This window comes from Amycolatopsis lurida, from assembly GCF_900105055.1.
GTDB classification, from domain to species: Bacteria; Actinomycetota; Actinomycetes; order Mycobacteriales; family Pseudonocardiaceae; genus Amycolatopsis; species Amycolatopsis lurida.
On the sequence record NZ_FNTA01000002.1, the window covers coordinates 1 to 20,071 of the forward strand.

The following is a 20,071-nucleotide window of genomic DNA, read 5'->3' on the forward strand; positions in this document are numbered from 1 at the left end:
CTGTTCCGGGTCGAGGACACCTGGATCGGCAACCGCACGACCGCCGCGATCAAGATCAAGACCCTGCTGGGGCAGAAGAATCTGGTCCTCGACCCGGTCGGCAACGCGGAACTGGATCCGGACGAGCCGATCCCGGTGCAGCGAACGAGCTCCCCCTACGACGTCACCACGGTGTTCAACGACCTCGCGAACACGGTGGGCGCGATCGACACCGACCAGCTGGCGAAGGCGTTCGGGACCCTGTCGGAAACGCTCGGCGCCTCCACCCCGCAAGAGGTCCGGACCGCGTTCGACGGCATCACCGCACTGTCCAAGACGCTCGCTTCCCGTGACGAGGAGCTGGTGAAGCTGTTCGAGAACACGAACAAGGTGTCGAAGACGCTCGGGGACCGCTCGCAGCAGATCGAGGCGTTGATCCGCGACGGCAACACCCTGCTGACGGAGCTGAACGCGCGCAAGGACGCCATCGCGAAGCTGTTCAGCGGGGTGAAGAACCTGTCGATCCAGCTCAAGGGCCTGGTGGCGGACAACCAGAAGACGCTCGGCCCGGCGCTCGACCAGCTCGATCGCGTCGCCACCGTGCTGCTGCGGAACCAGGACAAGCTCGACGAAAGCCTGCGGCTTGCCGGTCCCTTCTACCGCCTGCTCGGCAACGCGGTCGGCAACGGCCGTTGGATCGACACCTACATCTGCGGGCTCGTCCCGACCGGCGGCACGCCGGGCAGCTGCATGCCTTCGAGGAAGGGGGGACGCTGATGGGGCGCCACTTCACATTGTCGGATCTCGGGGCGCAGGCCCGGCGGCGGGCCTGGGTACGGCGGCTCGCGCTCGCCGTCGTCGCCGGGCTCCTCGTGACGGCCGCCTGGCCGCTGCTGACCAGGCAGGCCGACCGCGTCCTGACCGGGTTCTTCACCGCGACCGTCGGGGTGTACCCGAACACCGAGGTGCGGGTGCTCGGCGTCCCGATCGGCTCGGTGACCAAGGTCGAACCGCGCGGCACGAACGTCGAGGTGACCATGACGGTCCGGCCCGACGTCAAGCTGCCCGCCGATGTCGGCGCCGTGGTGATCACGCCGAGCCTGGTCGCCGACCGGTACGTGCAGCTCACCCCGGTGTACGTCGGCGGGCCGGAGCTGGGCGACGACGGGCGGATCCCGCCCGAGCGCACCGTCACCCCGGTCGAGGTCGACGAACTGCTGGGCAGCCTCAACCAGCTGATGACCGCACTGGGGCCGAAGGGTGCCAACCGGGACGGCGCGGTCAGCGACGTCCTGACCAAGGCCGCCGCGTACCTCGACGGCAACGGCGGCAAACTCGGCGAGGCGATCAAGAACCTCGGCGAGTTCGCCAGGACGGCGAGCGATTCCAAGGACGACCTGTTCAACTCGATCGACAACATCGGCAAGTTCACCGCGATGCTCGCGTCGAACGACGACAAGGTGAAACAGGCGATCCAGCAGATCTCCTCGCTCAGCAAGATCCTGGCCGATCAGCGCGACCAGTTCTCCGGCGCGATGACCGAACTCACCGAGGCGCTCAGCGTGGTGCAGGGCTTCATCAAGGACAACCGGGGCAAGGTCAAGTCCGATGTGGACAAACTGGCCGAGATCACCAAGCTGCTCAGCCGGCAGAAGGCGTCGCTGAGCGAAGCGCTCGACGCCGCGCCGAACGCGCTGGCGAACGTGCTCGGCGCGTACAACCAGGGCGCGGGCACGCTGGACGGCCGAGGGAACCTCACCGAATTCTCGGGGGCGAAATGAAAATCCGGCTCGCCGCGGTCCTGGTTCTCGTGCTGGCCGCCACCGGGTGCAGCGGCGGTGTCGACGTCTACGACATCCCGCTGCCGGGCGGAGCCGCGCTGGGTGAGCGCCCGATCCACGTCACGGCGAGTTTCACGAACGTGCTGGATCTCGTGCCCCAGTCCGGGGTGAAGGTCAACGACGTCCCGGTCGGCCAGGTGCGGACCGTCGAGCTGGCGCCGGACGGCCGCAGCGCGGTGGTCGGCCTGCTCATCAACGGGGACGTGAACCTGCCTGCCAACTCCGTCGCACGGCTGCGTCAGGCGAGCATCCTCGGCGAGAAGTTCGTCGAGCTCGCGCCGCCGCCCGAGGGGACGCCGAGCGGGCGGCTGGTCGACGGCGCGGTGATCCCGCTGGCCAGTTCTTCGCTGACGCCGGAGATCGAGGAGGTGTTCGGCGCGCTTTCCCTGCTGCTCAACGGTGGCGGCGTCGCTCAGGTGCAGAACATCACCCGCGAACTCAACGACGCGCTCGGCGGCAAGGAAAGCGCGGCGCGCAGTCTGCTGTCCAATTTGGACAAGTTCGTGCGCGGTCTCGACGAACACAAGGCCGAGATCACTCGCGCCATCGAGAGCGTCAACAAGCTCGCGGCGACGCTGAACGCGAACACCGAGGAGATCAAGGCGACGCTGAACGGGCTCACTCCCGGGATCGAGGTGCTGAACCAGCAGCGTCAGGCGCTGGTCGGGATGCTCAAGTCGCTGGACGGGCTCACCTCGGTCGCGGTCGACACGGTGAACCGCAGCAAGGACGACCTCGTCGCCGACCTCAAGGCGCTCGAACCATTGCTGCGGAAACTGGCCGATTCCGGGGACAAGCTGCCGAAGGCGATGGAGATGATCTTCACCTTCCCGTTCCCCGACGCCGCGCTGGAGGCCATCCGCGGCGACTACCTGAACACGTTCCTGACCTTCAAGAACAGTGGTGGCCGCTGATGCTGACCAAGTTCGTCCGCGTGCAGCTGGTGGTCTTCGTGACCATCGCGGTCCTCGGCGTCGCGTACGTCGGCGCGACGTACGCGGGCCTGGACAAGCTGGTGCTCGATCGCGGGTACACCGTCAAAGTGCGGCTCGCCACCGGTGGCGGCATCTTCAGCAACGCCGAAGTCACCTATCGGGGCGTCCCGATCGGCCGGGTCGGCGAACTGCGGCTGACGGCCTCCGGGATGGAGGTCGACCTCGAGCTCGAGCCAGGCGGCCCGGAAGTGCCCGCGGACACCGAAGCCGTGGTCGCCAACCGATCCGCCGTCGGCGAGCAGTACGTCGATCTGCGGCCACGGCGTGGCGACGGCGCCATGCTGCAGGACGGTTCGGTGATCAGCGAGGCGGACACGAAGATCCCGCTACCGGTGGACATCGTCCTGTCCAGCGTGGACTCTTTCGCCAATTCGGTGCCGAAGCCCGCCCTGCGGACCGTGGTCGACGAGCTGTACAAGGCGACGTCCGACGCAGGCCCGGCGCTGGACCAGCTCGTCGGGCGGGGGATCGAGTTCGTGCAAGAGGCGAGCGCGCATGTCGGACCGGTGACCAGGTTCGTGACCGACGCGCAGACCGTGCTCGACACCCAGGTCTCGCAGGCGGACGCGATCCGCTCGTTCGGTGCCAACGCGAAACTGCTCGCCGCGACGTTGAGAAGCTCCGACGGTGATCTGCGGCGGTTGATCCCGGCCGTCCCGGCGGCCGCGAACGAGGTCAGCACGCTCCTGCGGGAGTCCGGCCCGAGCCTCGGCATCCTGCTGGCGAATCTGCTGACCACCGCGGACGTGCTGGAAACGCGTCAGGACGGTATCGAGCAACTGCTGGTCACGGCGCCGAAAGCGGTCGCCGCGGGACACGCGATCATGGGACCGGACGGCGCGCGTGTCGGCCTCTCGCTGACGTTCTTCGATCCGCCGCCGTGCGTCACCGGTTACGGGACCGCCTACCGCGACGGACTCGACACGTCGCCGCGCCCGTTGAACACCGCGGCGCGCTGTGCCCTGCCCAAGGGCAACCCCACGAACGTGCGCGGCTCGCAGAACGTGCCGGGAAGGTGAAGGCCATGACTCGAATCGCCGCGTTCCTCGCCGCCGTTGCCACGGCTTCGGCGGCTTGGTTCGGTTACTCGTGGTGGGACGCGAGCAACGACGACGGCGTCGCGCGCGCGACGGTCCGTGAGGAGGCGTTGCAGGTGGGCAGGCAGGCCGTCGCCGCTCTGACCACTTTGGACTATCGGCAGGCCGAGCAGGGCTACCAGAACTGGCTGAACCTGTCCGGCGGTGCGTTGCACGACGAACTGGCGCGGGACCGCGAAGGCGGGCTCGGCCGGATCGGCCAGGCGAAAACCGTCACCACCGGCCGGGTCGTCGACGCCGCGGTGACCGAAGTGGACAGTGGCGGCGGAACGGCCGAGGTGATCGCTTCGGTCGAACTCGAGGTGCGGCCCGAAGGCGGGGAAGCGGTGACCAAGCACAACCGGTTCCGCGCCGGCCTGAACCGGACACCGGACGGGTGGCGCGTCACGTCGCTCGGCCAGGTGCCGGTGACCGACACCGGAAAGCGCTGACGGAGGACGGGATGACCACGAAACGAGCCGTCAAACCGGCGCGGCGCGCGGTGAAGGTCGCCGGGAAGATGGGTGGGAGCACAAAGGTTCTCGAAGTGCCCGCCGAGGACGTTCCCGAGGAAGTTCTCGAGGAGGCCCCGGCCGTTGTCGCTCCGGTGCGGCGGCGGGGCGCGATGGTGTTCGGCGCGGTCGCGCTGGTGATGGCGGGCTTCGCGGGGTGGTTCGCCATCGAGGCGAGGGACGCCACGGCGGTGCTGGCGCACAACACGGCGCTGACCGACGTCGCCACCACCGCGGAGGTGAGCGACCAGATCGGCAAAGCGCTCGGCACGGTCTTCTCCTACCGCTACGACGATCCCGCCAAGAGCGAGCAAGCCGCGAAAGAAGTCCTCACCGGGCCGGCGCTGGGGCAGTACGACCAGCTGTTCGCGCAAGTCCGTGGGCTCGCGGCGGAGCAGAAACTGGTCGTGACCTCGACCGCGGTGGTCTCGGGGGTGAAGGTACTCGACGGGGACCGGGCGTCGCTGCTGGTGTTCCTGGACCAGACCGGCGTGCGCGGGGACGGGCAGCGCAGTTCCGGTGCGGCTCAGTTGAGCGTCAGCGCGGAACGAGCCGAGGGTAAGTGGCGGGTGACCGCGCTGGCCGCCGCCTGACTGGTGCGTTCTGCGAGGGGTGTGGGGGAATAGGGACACTCGACGTCCCTGTTTCCCCACACCCCTCACTCAATGTCACTAAGGCCCCGCGAGGGAGACCGAGCGTGACGCGCGGCCCCCGGGAAGGTTCCCAATGTCGCCTTTGAGACGCTCAGCGTCTCAAAGGCGACATTGGGAACACGCGGGTCGGCTTGGCCACTTCGCCGAGCGCCTCCAATGTGGCATTGGGGGCACCCCGAGCAGCCCGCAAATCTCACGAAGGGGCGGCCCGCAGGGCCAGGATCATCTCGAACCGCCGCTCAGGATCCCGCAGCCCGTCCGAGAACAACGCCTCCAGTTCCTGGGCGCGAGACCGCACGGTCTGCGGGTGCACCGCCAGCCGTTCCGCCACCTCGCGGACGTTCCCGCAAGTCTCCAGCCACGCCAGCAGCGTCCCCGCCAGCCGCGAATGCTGCTTCCCGGTCAACCCGGCCAGCGGCCCGAGGCGTTCCCGGACGAGTTCGGTGGCCAGAAACGGTTCCTTGTGCAGCCACAGACGCGAAAGATGATCGACGCACCACGTCACGGGCTCGTCGGCGAGCGCGCCGGAGCCGACGAGCCGCACTGCCTCGCGCGCGGCGCGCAACGAACGTGCCGCGAAAACGGGTGGGACGGCGGGGCCGATCGCGGCCCGCCAGCCGGTCAGTTCTTCGGCGAATCGGTCCCGTTCGTCCGGTTCCGGGGCAGGGAGCAGGAGACAGGGGGAGGCACTCTCGAAATCGGCCAGCGCGCTCGGCGCGGCTGCCGGCGCTTCGTCCGACGGCCGGTCGAGGGCGACGGCGACGAGCAGGTCCGGTAGTTGCCAGCGGGCCAGGTCGGCGGCGTGTTTGACGGCCTCGGGCGGCGACGGCGGCTCGGCGAGCAGGAGTTCCATCAACCGGTGCCGCCGGCGCTCCAGTGCGCCGGCGGCCTTTTCCCGTGCCTCGGCATGACCCTCGACCGAGAGCGCCGACAGTTCGTCGATGTAGGCGAAGATGGCTTCCGCGAGCAGGCACAGCGTCGCCGAAGGAACTCCCGCGCGACGGCCCGCTTCGGCCACCCGGCGCCACGTCACCCTGGCACCGACGCGGTACGCCGCCTGGAGGACGTCGACGTTGCGGCCCTGCTGGAATTCCTGGACGCCCAGGCTCAGGAACACGCTCCGGCGGTCCTCGGACGGCGCTTCCGGGTTCCCGATCCGTTCCACGAACTGCAGGAACGCCATCTGGACGCCGGTCTTGAGCGCTTTCCCGAACGCGCCGTCCAAAGGCCGCGCGTAGTCGGGGATGGTCCGCTGGATCTCGCGGACCACCTCCCCGGCCACGTCTGCCAGCACCGGTCTGAACACCGTCGCCAGTTCTCTCGGCAGCAACGCCCAGAGCTGCACCGAGCGCCCGCTCGGCCCACCCGGCCGGGCAGGCGTGAGCAGCGGACCGTACGTCGCTTCGACCCCGCTGCGGGCGTCCTGCGGTCGGGTCACCTCGTCACCTCGTTGTGAGTGGGAAACGCTGATCTGTCAGTCCTCGGCGAGCAAGGCCTCCGCCCGCAGGGCGATCTCCATGTCGAGCCGGTCGTCGGCGTTGTTCAACCGGTCGCCGAAGAGATCGATGAGCTGGTGCATGCGGTACCGGACGGTCTGGGGGTGGACCTTGAGTTTCTTCGCGATCTCCGGAGCGCTGCCCCGGGATTGCAGCCAGATCAGCAACGTCTCGCCGAGCCGCGCCCGCTGTTTGGGGGTGAGGTCGTCGAACGGGGCGAGGCTGCGCGTGCACAGTTCACGGACCAGGAACTCGTCCGCGAGCAGCCACAGGGTGGACAGGTGATCGCTGTACCGCGTGACCGGATTGTCCGGAAGAACCCCCCGCTGGATCAGCCGCAGTGTGCGACGGGCCCACAGCAGGGAGCGCGGCGCTTCGGTGAGCCGCACGGCCGGTCCGATCACCGCGCGCCAGCCGGGGAGCCGTTCGGCGAGATCCTTCAAGTGCTTGTCCGGGTCTCCGGTGACCAGGCAGGGTTTGGGGCCTTCGAAGTCGACGAGGACGTCGGCGTCCAGGTCTGCGCTGTCGGGGTCCAGCGGGCCGAGCCGTCGCTCCAGTGCGACGACCGTGATCTCGGTGGGCAGCGCCCACTGCGCGTTGGCGGCGTGGGACGCGATGGACTGTGGTGAGGACGGGGGATCGGAGAGCATCAGTTCGAGCAGCCTGCGCCTGCGTCTGGCCCTGGTGCCCGCGGCCCGCTCCTGCGCGGCCGTGTAGCCCTCGATGGACAGTGCGGAAATCTCGTCCACGTAAGCGAAAATCGCTTCGGCCGCGGTGCACAGGAGATCGGCGTCCGCTCCGATCGCCTGCCCGAATTCCGAAACGTGCCGCCATGCGACGCGGCCGCCGACCCGGTAGGCCGTCTGCAGGCAGTCGAGGCTGCGGCCCTCGTTGAATTCGACCTTCCCGAGGTTGCGGAACACCGCCGACCACTTGTCGAGCGGCGCTGTCCCCTGACCGACGGTATCGAGGCAGTGCAGGATCGCCTGCCGGATACCCTGCGTGATGATCTGTCCGAACGCGCCTTCCAACGGCTGCGCGTACTCGGGAACGGCTCGTTGCACCTCCTGCAGGATGGCTCGTGCCAAGGGGTCGGCCCGCGGCCGGAACCGCTCGCCAAGGTCTCTGGGCAGTGACGCCCACAGTCCGTTCGCACCGGTGCTGCGCACAGGTCGGTTCTCCACTGGGGTTCTCGGTGCCGGCGTGAAGGCGCGCGGTCGCTGGACCGGACCCGGTGGCTGGCGGAGCGGGGTGGCGGGGTGACGCACGCCGGGTTCGGGCCGTGCGGACCGCAGATCGTGCCGCGAGAATCCGGTATCCAAGTCGGTCATGTTTTTTATCCTTGCTGGCAACAAAATCAGCCTCTTCAACGGTGAAGCCGATCCAGATTTTGTGGCTCACGCAACATAAAATCCGGCCGAGAGGACTGTCAACGGCTGGCGGGAGCTTGATCGGCCACCTGGATGGACTACACCCGAACGGGTGGTCCGATCCGATGGTGGGTGACATTTAGGCAGGCCTGAGATGGCGTCCGGATGACAATTTTTCCGGGACGTTTCCGGGCGCTTCCGCCGCCTCGCTGGCGCGGATGAGCACCTCGACGACCTCGTCCAGGGTCAACCGGGCCGGCGCGGTCCCGGTGAGGAAGCGTTCGAGCTCGTCACCGAACCGGGCCGGGGCGGCCACATGTGGAAAGTGTTTCGCATTTTCGAACACCGTCAATCGGCTGTCCGGCAGCACTTCGGCGGTCGCACGGCCGTGGGCGACCGGGATGAGCGGGTCGCGCGCGCCCCAGACGACGAGGGTGGGCACCTCCCGGGCGAGATAGAGCTTGTCGATCGCGCTCGCGCGCTGACCCCTGAGGTCGATCAGGCTGCGCGCGATGGACAGGAATGCCCGCCGCCTGCCCGGGGCGGCCAGTGACGCGAAGTGACGGATCAGCTCCCGGGTCTCGGGAGAGAGCTTTCCGCCGCACGAGCGGCAGGCGGCGGCGATCCCGCGGGCGATCGCGACGGTGGCCGGGTTGACCGCGAGGGTGAGTGCCGCGTTCGCCCCAGGCAGCGCCGTCGCGCGCAGTACCGGGGACACCTGCGGGCCGAGCCCGCCGCTGTCCACGAGCACCAGCCGGGCACACATCTCGGGGAACTGGTAGGCGAACTGCATGGCGATCCCGCCGCCGAGGGAATGCCCGACGATGGTCGCGTGCCGGTTCCGGGTGAGCGCGAGGACGTCGCGGACCACGCTGGCCATCGCGCCGAGGCCGTAATCGGCCCGAGGGGCGGCGGAATCGCCGTGGCCCGGCAGGTCGGGAGCGAGGACGTGGCGCCCGAACCCGGTTCGCTCGAAGTGGTCGAGCAGCGGGACCCAGGTCTCGCTGCTGCCCGAGATCCCGTGCAGCAGCACGAGCGGTTCGCCCGCAGCGTCCTTTGTGGACGGAACGTATTCCCGTAGCCGGATTTCCCGTCCGTGCAGGGTCAGTGTGCGCGCTTCGAGGGCCATGTCCCGCCTTCCGTTGTCAGGCGTCAAAATAACGTGTAGAACGCCGGGTGCGTCAGCGTGTCGCCGAACACGTCCGGCAATTGCGACCCGGGTGACAAGAATGCCGGGACCGACCCCGAGCCGGATGCCAAAACCGTGCGGGCGGGGCAATTGCGCGTCGACTTTCTCCCACTGTCCCGGTATTCAGGAAAGCGTCGGTAAACACCCGTAACGACGGAGAACGCGATGGCCTGCCGGGCGGACTTCCACGTCGATCAGCCGAGGGCGAAGCGTGCCCGTCGCGGCCTCCGCTGGGTGCTCCCCACCGTCCGGGCACCGGAACGCCGGGTCCGGCGGGTCAGTTCCCTGGCGTCTCTTCGGCGCGGTGGGCGCGCATGAGCTGCCGCGCACGGAGCGCGAGTTGCATGTTCAGCCGGTCGTCGGCGTCTTTGAGGCGGTCGCCGAACAGGTCCTCCAGTTGGCGGAGGCGGTTCCGCACGGTCTGCGGATGCACGCCGAGCCGCTGCGCGATCTCCGGTGCCCCGCCGCGCGTTTCCAGCCACGCCAGCAGGGTCTCGCTGAGTCGCTCCTGCTGTTTTCCGCTGAGCGAGGTGAACGGGTCAAGGCTCTGCTTGGCGAGTTCGGCGCCGAGGAAGTCCTCGGCGAGCAGCCACAGCGTGGCGAGGTGATCCCGGCACCAGATGATCGGCCCGGGCGCGTCCTCCCTGTTCAGCAGTAGCGCACGGCGGGCGGTGCGGAGGGCGGCCGGGGCGTCGGCGAGCGGCACGACGGGGGAGACCGCCACCCGCCAACCGTCCAGCGTGTCCTTCAGCGGGGCGAGATCGGTGTCCGGATCCGCGGTGAGCAGGTACGGCTCGGCCGTGTCGAGGTCGGCCAGCACGGTGGTGTCCAGGAGATGGACAGGGAAGGCGGGCGCGCCGGGAGCGCGCTGCAGCGCCACCATGGCCGCGGCCCCCGGAACCCGCCAGCCGGCGCCGTCGGCGAGGCTGGCGATGCTGCACGCGGACCCTTCCGGCGCCTGAGAGATCAGTTCGAGCAGACGCCGTCGCCGGAGCGGAATCGCGCCCGCAGCTCTGGCTTCCGCCTCCTGGTATCCCTCGATCGTCGTGGCGCACAGTTCGTCGACGTAGACGAAGACGGATTCGGCCGCGAGCGCGATGACGTCGAGTCCGACGCTGAGCCCGCGCACGATGGGCCGCATCGCCCGCCATGCCGCCCGTGCGCCGATGGTCACGCTGTCGTGCAACGGTTCCAGGCTGCGGCCCTCGGTGAATTCGATCCGCCCGCGCATGCGGTAGAAGTCGATCCAGCGGTCGTGGGGCACGTCCGGATCGCCGATGCACTCGACGTAGTGCCGCACCGCCCGTTCACAGGAGACGACCAGGACACGGCCGAAGACACCGCGCAACGGTCGCGAATACGCGGTGACCGAGTGCTGCACCTGCTTGACCATGGCGGCCGCGGCGTGACCGGTATACGGACGCAGTTCTTCGCCGAGCGAACGCGGTAGCGCCGCCAGCATGCCGAAACCGCGGTACTGGACCACCAAGACCACCCTTTGATTTTCCTCGAAACAGCGACGGGAAACATGAATCCGTTTGCATAACCACGTCGGATCGACGGGAACGGTGCGGGCCGTTTGTACTGGATCGGCGGACGGCGTGTACCCCGAATGTGACGTTGAATTTGCCACGGAAAGTCGCGACGCTCAGCCATGTGACAACGAGCGGGCGTTTCGGTGTGATGTCTTTTGACACGGATGTGGCAACGGTTCTACGCTCCGTGCATTCGAGTGCGCCGGTGGCGCGCGGACGAAAGGGAATGGGTGCCCGTAATCGTCGGTCTACTTCACAGCGGGGGATCGCACACGTGAGCTGGCAGCCCGTCGGCGTGTTGTGGGAACGCCTGCCGAGGGAACTCGGTGACGCCATCCGCCCGCGGATCCCGGCGATCGCCCGGCACTGTGTCGAAGGCGTGGTGTCCGAGGTGGGCGAATGCGCCGAAGTGTTCAGCGACGGCGAGGCCCGTGCCGCGGCCGTCGAGCTGACCAGGCGCGGTATCGAACGCGCCATCGACCGGGTCGGCGTCCCCGAACTCCTGCAGAACGACCTCCTGGCGGATTTCCGCGCGCAGGGCCGGATCGCGTTCCAGCAAGGCCTCAGCCGGGAGGCCGCGCAGGCGGCGTTCCGGGTCTCGAGCCGGGTGCTGTGGCGCTCGATCGCCTCGATCGGCCGCCAGCTCCAGCTGCCCGGCGACGTCCTCTACGGCGCGGCGGAATGCCTGTTCGGTGACGTCGTCGAAGTGACGATGGCGTTGACGGACGGGTACAACGCCGCGCAAGCCGAGGCGACGGGGCCCGCCGAGCAGCGGGCCCGGCTGTTCCGGCTGCTGACCGGTGGCTCCGGGTACAGCCAGGCCGACGCCGGCGCGCTCGCCGTCGCCATCGGCTGGCGGATCCCCGAACGGATCACCGCGATCGTCTTCACCGCGGCGCCCGGTGCGCCCTCGTTCCCGCCGGGCCTGCTGCCCCCGGCGGTTCCGGTGGACCTGGTCTCCGACGCGCCCGGCGCGCTCGTGGCCTGCCCGGAAGCCGACCTCGGCGGGCTGCGAAACCTGCCGTCCGGCTGGTCGGCGACGGTCGGGGTGTCCGTCCCGGTCGCGCAGGCCGCAGAGTCGTTCCGGATCGCGCGGCGCGCGTCCGAACTCACCCAGCGGGGGATGATCACGACGGTCGGCCCGGTGCTGTGGTGTGAGGAGCACATCACCACGCTGCTGATGCTCGCCGACGAGTTCCTGCTCGACCGGCTGGCCGGAGAGGCGCTCGAACCGTTGTCGGGGCTGGCGCCGCGTCAGCACGACGAACTGGCGGCGACCCTGCTCACGCAGGTGCAGACGCGGGGGAGCGCCCCCGAGATCGCCCGCAGGCTCGCCGTGCATCCGCAGACGGTGCGGGCGCGGCTGCGGCGGCTCACGGAGCTGTTCGGCGAACGTCTGGAGGATCCGGATCAGCGGCTGCGGATCGAACTGGCGCTGCGCGCGGAACGGCTGCGCCCCGCCGACGTCTGACGCACCACCGGGAACACCCAGCGGCGGTAGCCCCACCAGCGGAACGCCGAACCCCGCCGCGGTGCCCAGCAGCATCCCGCTGACGAAGTCGGCGATCTCCTGGACGAGAAAGCTGACTTCGGGCACCTCGAGCCGCAGGACGTAGCGTGAGATCAGCGGCGGGCACAGGGTGATCGTCACGGCGATCGCGTTCACGACGAGGAACAGCATCGCTTCCGGGAAGCCGCGTCTGCCGCCGCGGGTGCGGAACGCCCAGTGCCGGGACAGCAGGTACGCGAAGGCGGTCGCCACGACGGTCGCGATCGCGAGCGCCGTCACCGGTTTCTCTTGCAGGACGGTGAGTTTCAGCCCGTAGCCGACCACGAGCGTGAGCCCGAACGCGGCGAGGCCGACGGTGGCGAACCGGAGCAGCTCACGCTGCTTCCCGGCTCGCGCACCGTCGTCCACAAAGGATCGCGGAGCGGTTCTGAGCACCGCCCGCTCAGCAGTTCGACGTCGCCGGGGCGCCCGCGACCCGGTCCTTGAGGAAGGCGAGCACGTCGGCGTTGCCGGTGTAGACCGCCGTGATGTGGTCGGTGTCGAAGGTCTTCCAGGTCGTCTTGACGCCGGCGGCGCAGTAGGCCTTGCGCAGCGCCTCGGCCTGGGCGAACTGCACGAGCTGGTCCTGGGTGGCGTGGTAGAGGAACACCGGGACCTTCGGCGGAGTGCCGCCGAGCTTGTTCTCGTTGAGCCGCTTCACCCATTCCGGCCGCACGTAACCAGCGCTGGTCGTGTAGTCGGCGATCTTCTGGTTGGCGTACGTGGTGAGCAACTCGAACGTGCACGCGCTCTTCTGCATCTCCGCCAGCTTCACCCGGCCGTTGTCGCTGAGGAACGAGTCCAGTTTCAGTTCGGGATAGGCGTGGTCGAGGCCGACCAGCGCGTAGGCGAAGACGCCGAAACCGAACTTCCCGTCGAGTTGCAGGGTGACCTGGACGAGGTCCGCGGGCACACCACCGGCGGCGACGCCGACGAGGTTCAGCTCCGGCGCGTAGGCCGGTTGCAGTTCGCCCGCCCAGGCCGCTGCCCCGCCGCCCTGCGAGTACCCGCGGAAGAGCACCTTCGCGTCGGTGGACAGCTTCGCCTCCGGCAAACGCTGCGCGGCCCGGACCGCGTCGATCATCGCCGGCCCTTCCGAACGCCCGACCACGTACGTCGTCTTCGGATCCTGGCGGTAGCCCTCGTAGTCGGTGAGCGCGACGGCGAATCCGGCGTCGAGCGCGTCGTCGAGGCCGGACTGCTCGTAGAAGGCGCCGATGTCGATCATCTTCGACGGCGTGCAGTGGAACGCCGGACCGTGCGTACCGGCGCCGAACGAGACGATCGGCGCCTTGGCCGGGTCCACGTTCTTCGGCACCAGCACGGTCCCGGTCACCGCGTCCGGCCGTCCGAGGGCGTCGGTCGACAGGTACATCACCTGCCACGCGTTGACGGAATCCTTACGCGGACCGGCTTTCGAGACACGCGAGCGGATGATGTCACCCGGTTTGCCCGCCGGGAGCGGGGATGGCGGGGTGTAGAACGAGTCGTCGGTAAGCGCCGGGGCGGCGGAACTCGCCGGGCTCCCGCTCAGCACGGTCAGAAGGCCGGCGGACAGGACGATCGCGAGTGCGACGGCGAGCGTCCGGCGGGACGGGCGGGGGAACGGGGTCGGCACGACCGGGCCTCCAGGGCGGATGGACTGAATGTCGGATTCGGGTTGTTCGCGAGCGGGACGGCCCCGGACATCGGCGCGTCGCGAAAGCCACTTTCGCAACCTTGATGGTTGTGAAAGTGGCTTTCGCGACACCGCTTCCGCGCCGGGCACGGTACTCAGGCGCTGCCGCCGTAGACTTGGCGGCAGGTCGTGGACTCGGCGAACGCGAGCTCCAGCTCGGGGTTGGCGCGCAGATGCTTGATGGGGCCTTCCGGCTCGCTCAACCCGCTCATCGTGCTGTCGGCGTCGGCGACCACCTTCTGCAGACTCGCCTGGTCGGTGACCTTCGCGTCCTGCATCCGCGTCAGGGTGGCGGACACCTTCGACTTGGTTTCGCCGAGCGTGGTGGTGGCCTTGTCCACAGCGGACTGCCCATCCGGGACCGGTGGCACACCGGCGTTCCGGATCCCGCCCGCCATGTCGTCGAGCGCGGCGGAAAGCGAGTTCAGGAAACCCACCATGGCGGTCTTGGTTCCCTGCGGGTCGGCGGGGTCGAACGCGGGCGGCTTGGACAGCTTCGCCGAGCCCGTCGCGACGCCGGAGCACACCTTGTCCACCCAAGCGAGCGCGGCCGGGTCGGCGTGCCTGCCGGCGTCGGCGGGTTCGTCGGACCCGCAGGCGCTCAACAGGACCGCCGCGGCGGTCGTGGAGACGGCGGTGATCGCGATTCGCGCTGCCGTGCGGCGCATTCTTTTCATGGTTTCCCCGTCGAATTCGGCGAAAGAGGGCCTGCCCCGCCCGCGACGAGCGGGATTCCGCGATGGTCGGCGGTGACCGGCTTGGTGAACCGCGAGGTTACTCACGAAAGATTCCGGCAAGCAAGGCGGCGGGGACCTCGAAAAGGCTGATTGGCACGCGCGAGATAGTTTTCAGTCGTGCGATTGTCACTCGCGTCAGCGGTTCCGCGGGCGGCCTGACCTGGCTCTGAACTGGGGAAACCCATGTGCCGCTTCTAGGAACCATCCGGTCGTACCGTGCCTGCGTGACAATTTACCCGCGACCGGCGAACTTTTCCGGTGAAGCACTTGATAGCAGTGTGGAAGCGTCGTTAGTTTACTGTTCGGTTGCGATCCGTCAGACATCGTCGCTACCCGGAGAATTCTCTCGGGCCGATATTCATTGCTCTGGGGAATTGTACGCCGTTTCGTATCATCGTTGATACCACGGAAGGACGATCGTGAGTCACCGTAGAGGAACCAAGAAGGCGGTCGCCGCCGCCGCTGCCGGTGCCGTGGGGCTTGCCGCCGCGGTACTCGTGGTCGGGGCGCAGTCCAGTGTCGCCGATCCGATCTCGCTCCCGCTCAACTACCACTGCGACCTGCCGCTCGTGGGGTCGCAGTCGCTGAAGGTGGTGATCAACACCGATCTTCCGCTGTCGGTCAAGACCGGTCAGCCGACCGGCACGTTCGACATCAAGGCCGTTTCCACGATCAACGCGGACACGGTCAGCGGGCTCAACCTGATCGGTGCGACCACGCTGGAAGGCCAGGCCATCGCGGCGGCGACCGTGGCGGCACCGGGGCTCAACCTCCCGGTCAGCGTCCCGAACGACATCGCCAAGCAGAACATCCCCACCTCGGGCGAGATGACGGTCAACGCGTCGGGCAAGACGCCTTCGCTGACCTTCAACCAGCCCGGCGAGGCGAAGATCACCGTGGGCGACCTGCGGCTGAAGGTCACCCCGCGCAAGGCCGACGGTTCGGTCACCGGCATCACGCCGGACGGCACGATCGACGCGCCGTGCAAGCAGGATCCCGGCCAGAACAACACCCTGGCCACGATCAAGATCGGTGACGGCGGTGGCGGCACGACCACGCCCACCACCCCGACCACGCCCACCACCACCCCCACGACGCCGACCACGACGCCGACCACGCCCACTACCACCACCCCCGGTGGCGGCGGGATCAAGTACGCGTTCGGTATCAAGGGACAGACGGCGCTGAAGTCGCTCGGCAGCACCGCGGCGATCAACGGTGGTTTCGACGCGGACGTGGACCTCGCGTCGAAGACGTTCACCGGTGACCTGAAGCTCGACCCGTCGTCCACCCAGTTCAAGCTGTTCGGGTTCATCGACGGCCGCTCGGAGATCAAGGTCGAGCAGGTCGGCAAGCAGACCGGTGAGCTCGTCGGCACCGGGTTCAAGGCGCACATCAAGTTCAACGTGTTCCTGCCGAGCGTGCAGATCTTCGGGATCCCCATCAGCAACGACCCGAAGTGCGGCACGGTCAGCCCGTCCACCAGCGAGATGACCACCGGTCCGGACTTCGACCTGCTCAAGGGTGGGAAGCTCACCGGTACCTACTCGCTGTCCGCCCTGCAGAACTGCGGTCAGCTGAACGACTGGGTCAGCGCGTTCGCCAAGAGCGACGGCAACACGCTCGATCTGAACCTCACCAAGAAGTAAGTCAGGCAGCCGGTCCCCGTCGCGTTCCGTGACGGGGACCGGTGCCGTTTCCGTGCCGTCCAGGAAGGCGACCATGCCCCTTCGCATCAACGTCCGGATGCTGCTCGCGGCGGGCCTCACCGTCCTGCTCACGGCGGGCTGCCTGCTGTTCGTCGCCGTCCGCAGCGCGGCGGCCGGTACACCCGTCGACAAGAAACTGTCGTTCACCTGCCCGTTTCCGCTGATCGGACTGCAGAAGCTCGAGGTGAACATCACGGCCGACTTCGAGGTGCCGACGGCGCCTGGCGGCACGCTCACCACCTCAGGACTGACCATCACCGTGACCGTGCCGGACAAGGCGGCGCGCGGGCTCAACCTCGTCGGCGCCACCACCATCGAGGGCACCGCGGCGGCCGGCGTGACCCTGGTCAACGGCGACGCGACCCCGCTTCCGGTGCGCCTCCCGCTGAACGTCGCCAAGACGGACATTCCGCCGTCCGGCACGTTCAGCCCAGTGGCGACCGGCTCCGTGCCCACCATCACGCTGGCGAAACCGGGGAAGACGACGCTGACCGTCGGCGACTTCACCACCCGCCTCACACCGAAGAAGGCCGATGGCTCCTTCACCGGGCTCGGTTCCTTCACCTCGGACTGCACGCTCGACCCCGGCCAGGATCCGGTCCTGCTCGCCTTCGAACTCGGCGAGAAGCCCGCCGGGCACCGGTTCGCGATCGCCGGGAAGACCGGGATCAAGGCACTCGGTGCCGACGCGACGCTGACCGGCACCTTCGAGCTGAGCCCGACTGCGGCGACGGTGTTCAGCGGCGGCCCGGTGTTCGACAAGGCGCACACCGACTTCCGGCTGTTCGGCTTCCTTCCGGGCTCGGCCGATCTGGAGTTCGTCGCCGACGGGCCGCAAGGCGGCGACCTCGCCGGGACCGGTTTCGTCTCACGACCCCGTTTCACCACCGTCCTCCCGCTGGTGACGCTCGTCGGCATGCCGGTCAGCACCGGACCCGGCTGCCGGACGTCGGCCCCCTCGACGGCGGAACTGCGCACCGGCGACGGCTTCACCATGGCGAAGGGTGGCGCACTTCGCGGCACCTACTCGCTGGCGCCGCTGACCGGCTGCGGCGCCTTCAACTCCTACGTGAGTACGCTCGTCCAGGGGGACGGCAACACCTTCGAACTCGCGCTGACCCCGCGCTGATCCCGCACCTGCGCTCGCGTGAAGTACATGAAGGACCCCTTCATGTACTGGGGAGAGACCTCGCGTACAGAGGTTTCGCGTGATCCCACGGACGACACGCGTGACTGGACGGACGACACGCGTGATCCGACGGACGACACACGCGCGGCCAGGGTTCCGCCGTGAGTCGTCCGTCCAATCACGCGTGTCGTCCCTTCAATCACGTGTGTCGTCCATCCAGACACGCGAGACCGGCACCTGTTTCCACCACCACCGCAGTAGTCGGGCCGACGGCGGCTCCGGTTCCCAGCGGCGGTAATCTCCCTCGTGACACGACCCGGACACCTGGTCCACCACCGAGGAACCGCTGGTGAATCCTGGGAGTGCCACGAAATGACGATTTCCGCGCCGGAGTCCGCCGTCCGCACGGTGGAACTGACCGTGTCGGGGATGACCTGCGCCGCCTGTTCGGCGCGGGTGGAACGCACGCTGAACAAGCTGGACGGGGTCCGCGCGTCGGTGAACTACGCGACCGAGCGCGCCACCGTGCAGGTGCCCGAAGCGCTGGCCGACGACGTGCTCATCGAGCGGGTTCGCAAATCCGGCTACACGGCGGAGATCCGCGGCGAAGAGGATCCGGACATCGGCTTCGCCCGCGTCCGGGATCTCCGTCGACGGCTGGTGGTCGCCGCGTTGCTGGCGATCCCGCTGGGCAACCTCTCGATCACCCTCGCGCTGGTGCCGCGGCTGCGGTTCCCCGGCTGGGAACTGCTGTGCCTCGCCCTGGCCGTTCCCGTGGTGTTCTGGTCCGCGCTGCCGTTCCACCGTGCCACGCTGCGGAACCTTCGCCATCGTTCGTCCAGTATGGACACTTTGGTGTCACTGGGCGTGCTCTCGTCCTTCGCGTGGTCGGCGTGGTCGGCCTTCGCCGGCGGTGCGGAGCCCGGGTATTGGATCGGCTTCGGTCCGACGGCGGCCGGTGCCGACGCGATCTACCTCGACGTCGCCGCCGGCGTGACCACCTTCCTGCTGGCAGGCAGGTACTTCGAGAGCCGGTCCAGGCGCAGTGCCGCCGGGCTCCTGGCCGCGCTGGACGCCCTGGCGGCCAAGGACGTCCGGGTGCTGCGGGAAGGTGCCGAGCGCATGGTCCCCGTCGGCGAACTGGCCGTCGGGGACCTGTTCGTGGTCAAGCCGGGGGAATCGATCGCGGCCGACGGTGTCGTCCACAGCGGACTGTCCACTGTGGATGTCAGTGCGGTGACGGGTGAGCCGGTGCCCGCGGAAGCCGCCACCGGAGACCGGGTCGTCGGCGCTTCGGTGAACCGGGACGGCAGGCTCGTCGTCCGCGCGACCGCGGTCGGCGCGCACACCCAGCTGGCCCAGATGACCGCGCTGGCCGAACGCGCGCAGGCCCGCAAGGCCGCGGTGCAACGGCTGGTCGACCGGATCTGCGCGGTGTTCGTCCCCGCCGTGCTCGGCGTGGCCGCGCTGACGCTCGCGGCCTGGCTGCTCGGTGGGGCACCCGCCCGCGAAGGATTCGCGGCGGCCGTCGCCGTCCTCATCATCGCCTGCCCGTGCGCCCTCGGGCTGGCGACGCCGACCGCGCTGATGGCCGGGGTCGGCCGCGGCGCCCAGCTCGGCATCCTCATCAAGGGGCCGGACGCGCTCGAGGCGAGCCGCACGGTGGACACCGTCGTACTCGACAAGACCGGCACCGTCACCACCGGGAAGATGACCGTCACCGCGTGCCATCCCGCCGACGGGTTCACCCGTGGCGAGCTGCTGCGGTTCGCCGGGGCCGTGGAGGCCGGTTCGGAGCACGCGATCGCGGCGGCCGTGGTGACCGCGGCGCGGGCGGAACTGCCGGACCTTCCCCCGGTCGAAGGATTCGGCGCGCTGCCAGGGCTCGGTGCGAAGGGCGAGATCGAGGGGCACGAGGTCCTCGTCGGCAACGCGCGTTTGTTCGCCGGACGCGGGATCGCCGTCCCCGACGACTTCACGGCGGAGGACGGCACCACGGCGATCCTCGTCGCGGTCGACGGCCGGGTCGCCGGGCAGTTGGCCATCCGGGACGTCGTGAAGCCGTCGGCACGAGCCGCCGTCGACGCCCTGCACGCGCTCGGCCTGCGGACCGTGCTCCTGACCGGCGACAACGAAGCCGCCGCCCGCGCGGTCGCGGACGAGATCGGCGTCTCCGACGTGCGTGCCGGCGTGCTGCCCGCGGAGAAGGCCGCGGTCATCGAGGAGTTGCGGGCCGGGGAGCGCGGGTCGCGATGGTCGGCGACGGGATCAACGACGGCCCGGCACTGGCCACCGCGGATCTCGGCATGGCGATGGCACAGGGCAGTGACATCGCGGTGCGCTCGGCCGACATGGTTCTGGTCCGTGAAGACCTGCGCGTGGTCCCCGACGCCATCCGGCTCGCCGACCGCACCCTGCGGATCATCCGGGGCAACCTGGCCTGGGCGTTCGGATACAACGTCGCCGCGATCCCGCTGGCGGCGCTCGGCCTGCTGAACCCGCTGATCGCCGGGGCGGCGATGTCGCTGTCCTCGGTGCTCGTCGTGTCCAACAGCCTCCGGCTCAAGGACTTCGGCCGGGCGGACCGACGCGCCGCGTGACACTTGCGGGTGGTTTTGTACCA

15 protein-coding genes and 2 pseudogenes are annotated in these 20,071 nt (G+C 69.0%); 10 read left to right on the top strand and 7 right to left on the bottom strand.

All coding sequences use genetic code 11. From position 1 onward, the window contains the following. From BLW75_RS00430 to BLW75_RS00455, 6 genes are all read left to right on the top strand, one after another. Window positions 1-756: MCE family protein (locus BLW75_RS00430; RefSeq protein WP_091596388.1), on the top strand; the 756-nt coding region annotated here is incomplete at its 5' end. Further along, window positions 756-1,760 (top strand): MCE family protein, encoded by a 1,005-nt coding sequence (locus tag BLW75_RS00435; protein ID WP_034315119.1) that lies wholly within the window; start codon window positions 756-758, stop codon window positions 1,758-1,760. The genes BLW75_RS00430 and BLW75_RS00435, both read left to right, overlap by 1 nt. Continuing rightward, window positions 1,757-2,734, top strand: a complete 978-nt coding sequence (locus BLW75_RS00440) for an MCE family protein (RefSeq protein ID WP_034315117.1) — start codon at window positions 1,757-1,759, stop codon at window positions 2,732-2,734. Before BLW75_RS00435 ends, BLW75_RS00440 begins: the two co-directional genes overlap by 4 nt. After that, window positions 2,734-3,834 carry an MCE family protein gene (locus tag BLW75_RS00445; RefSeq protein ID WP_034315115.1) on the top strand — a complete coding sequence of 367 codons (1,101 nt, stop codon included), beginning with the start codon at window positions 2,734-2,736 and terminating at the stop codon, window positions 3,832-3,834. Before BLW75_RS00440 ends, BLW75_RS00445 begins: the two co-directional genes overlap by 1 nt. Before the next feature lie 5 nt (window positions 3,835-3,839). After that, window positions 3,840-4,343 carry a hypothetical protein gene (locus tag BLW75_RS00450; protein ID WP_034315210.1) on the top strand — a complete coding sequence of 168 codons (504 nt, stop codon included), beginning with the start codon at window positions 3,840-3,842 and terminating at the stop codon, window positions 4,341-4,343. A gap of 11 nt (window positions 4,344-4,354) precedes the next feature. Beyond that, the gene (locus BLW75_RS00455; RefSeq protein WP_034315112.1) at window positions 4,355-4,996 is read left to right on the top strand and encodes a hypothetical protein; all 642 of its coding nucleotides are present in this window, start codon (window positions 4,355-4,357) and stop codon (window positions 4,994-4,996) included. A gap of 253 nt (window positions 4,997-5,249) precedes the next feature. Here BLW75_RS00455 and BLW75_RS00460 read toward each other — a convergent pair whose 3' ends face one another. The 4 genes from BLW75_RS00460 to BLW75_RS00475 form a co-directional block, all read right to left on the bottom strand. After that, entirely contained in the window at window positions 5,250-6,494 is a 1,245-nt protein-coding gene (locus tag BLW75_RS00460) for a PucR family transcriptional regulator (RefSeq protein ID WP_034315110.1), read from the bottom strand. A 36-nt stretch (window positions 6,495-6,530) separates the two neighbouring features. Beyond that, window positions 6,531-7,721, bottom strand: coding sequence for a PucR-like N-terminal domain-containing protein (locus BLW75_RS00465; protein ID WP_034315108.1), 1,191 nt, complete (start codon window positions 7,719-7,721; stop codon window positions 6,531-6,533). Window positions 7,722-8,061: 340 nt separating this feature from the next. Beyond that, entirely contained in the window at window positions 8,062-9,051 is a 990-nt protein-coding gene (locus BLW75_RS00470) for an alpha/beta fold hydrolase (protein WP_034315104.1), read from the bottom strand. A 337-nt stretch (window positions 9,052-9,388) separates the two neighbouring features. Continuing rightward, window positions 9,389-10,606 carry a PucR-like N-terminal domain-containing protein gene (locus BLW75_RS00475; protein ID WP_091596394.1) on the bottom strand — a complete coding sequence of 406 codons (1,218 nt, stop codon included), beginning with the start codon at window positions 10,604-10,606 and terminating at the stop codon, window positions 9,389-9,391. A 314-nt stretch (window positions 10,607-10,920) separates the two neighbouring features. On the opposite strand from BLW75_RS00475, the gene BLW75_RS00480 reads away from it, so the two are divergent. Further along, a complete protein-coding gene (locus tag BLW75_RS00480) occupies window positions 10,921-12,117 on the top strand; it encodes a PucR family transcriptional regulator (RefSeq protein ID WP_034315101.1) in 1,197 nt (398 codons plus the stop codon). 186 nt (window positions 12,118-12,303) lie between these two features. On the opposite strand, the pseudogene BLW75_RS44055 reads toward BLW75_RS00480, so the two are convergent. From BLW75_RS44055 to BLW75_RS00495, 3 genes and pseudogenes are all read right to left on the bottom strand, one after another. Next, window positions 12,304-12,591, bottom strand: a pseudogene (locus BLW75_RS44055) (GtrA family protein); the annotation flags it as partial. A 7-nt stretch (window positions 12,592-12,598) separates the two neighbouring features. Beyond that, window positions 12,599-13,813 (bottom strand): lipase family protein, encoded by a 1,215-nt coding sequence (locus tag BLW75_RS00490; protein ID WP_034315095.1) that lies wholly within the window; start codon window positions 13,811-13,813, stop codon window positions 12,599-12,601. A gap of 155 nt (window positions 13,814-13,968) precedes the next feature. Beyond that, window positions 13,969-14,541 carry a hypothetical protein gene (locus BLW75_RS00495; protein ID WP_034315092.1) on the bottom strand — a complete coding sequence of 191 codons (573 nt, stop codon included), beginning with the start codon at window positions 14,539-14,541 and terminating at the stop codon, window positions 13,969-13,971. Window positions 14,542-15,029: 488 nt separating this feature from the next. Between BLW75_RS00495 and BLW75_RS00500 the strand changes: the two genes are divergently transcribed. From BLW75_RS00500 to BLW75_RS00510, 3 genes and pseudogenes are all read left to right on the top strand, one after another. Next, a complete protein-coding gene (locus tag BLW75_RS00500; protein ID WP_034315089.1) occupies window positions 15,030-16,259 on the top strand; it encodes a DUF6801 domain-containing protein in 1,230 nt (409 codons plus the stop codon). 73 nt (window positions 16,260-16,332) lie between these two features. Continuing rightward, window positions 16,333-17,448: a DUF6801 domain-containing protein gene (locus tag BLW75_RS00505; protein WP_034315086.1), complete on the top strand. Its 1,116-nt coding sequence runs from the start codon at window positions 16,333-16,335 to the stop codon at window positions 17,446-17,448. Window positions 17,449-17,820: 372 nt separating this feature from the next. Then, window positions 17,821-20,048, top strand: a pseudogene (locus BLW75_RS00510) (heavy metal translocating P-type ATPase). Window positions 20,049-20,071: the final 23 nt, after the last annotated feature.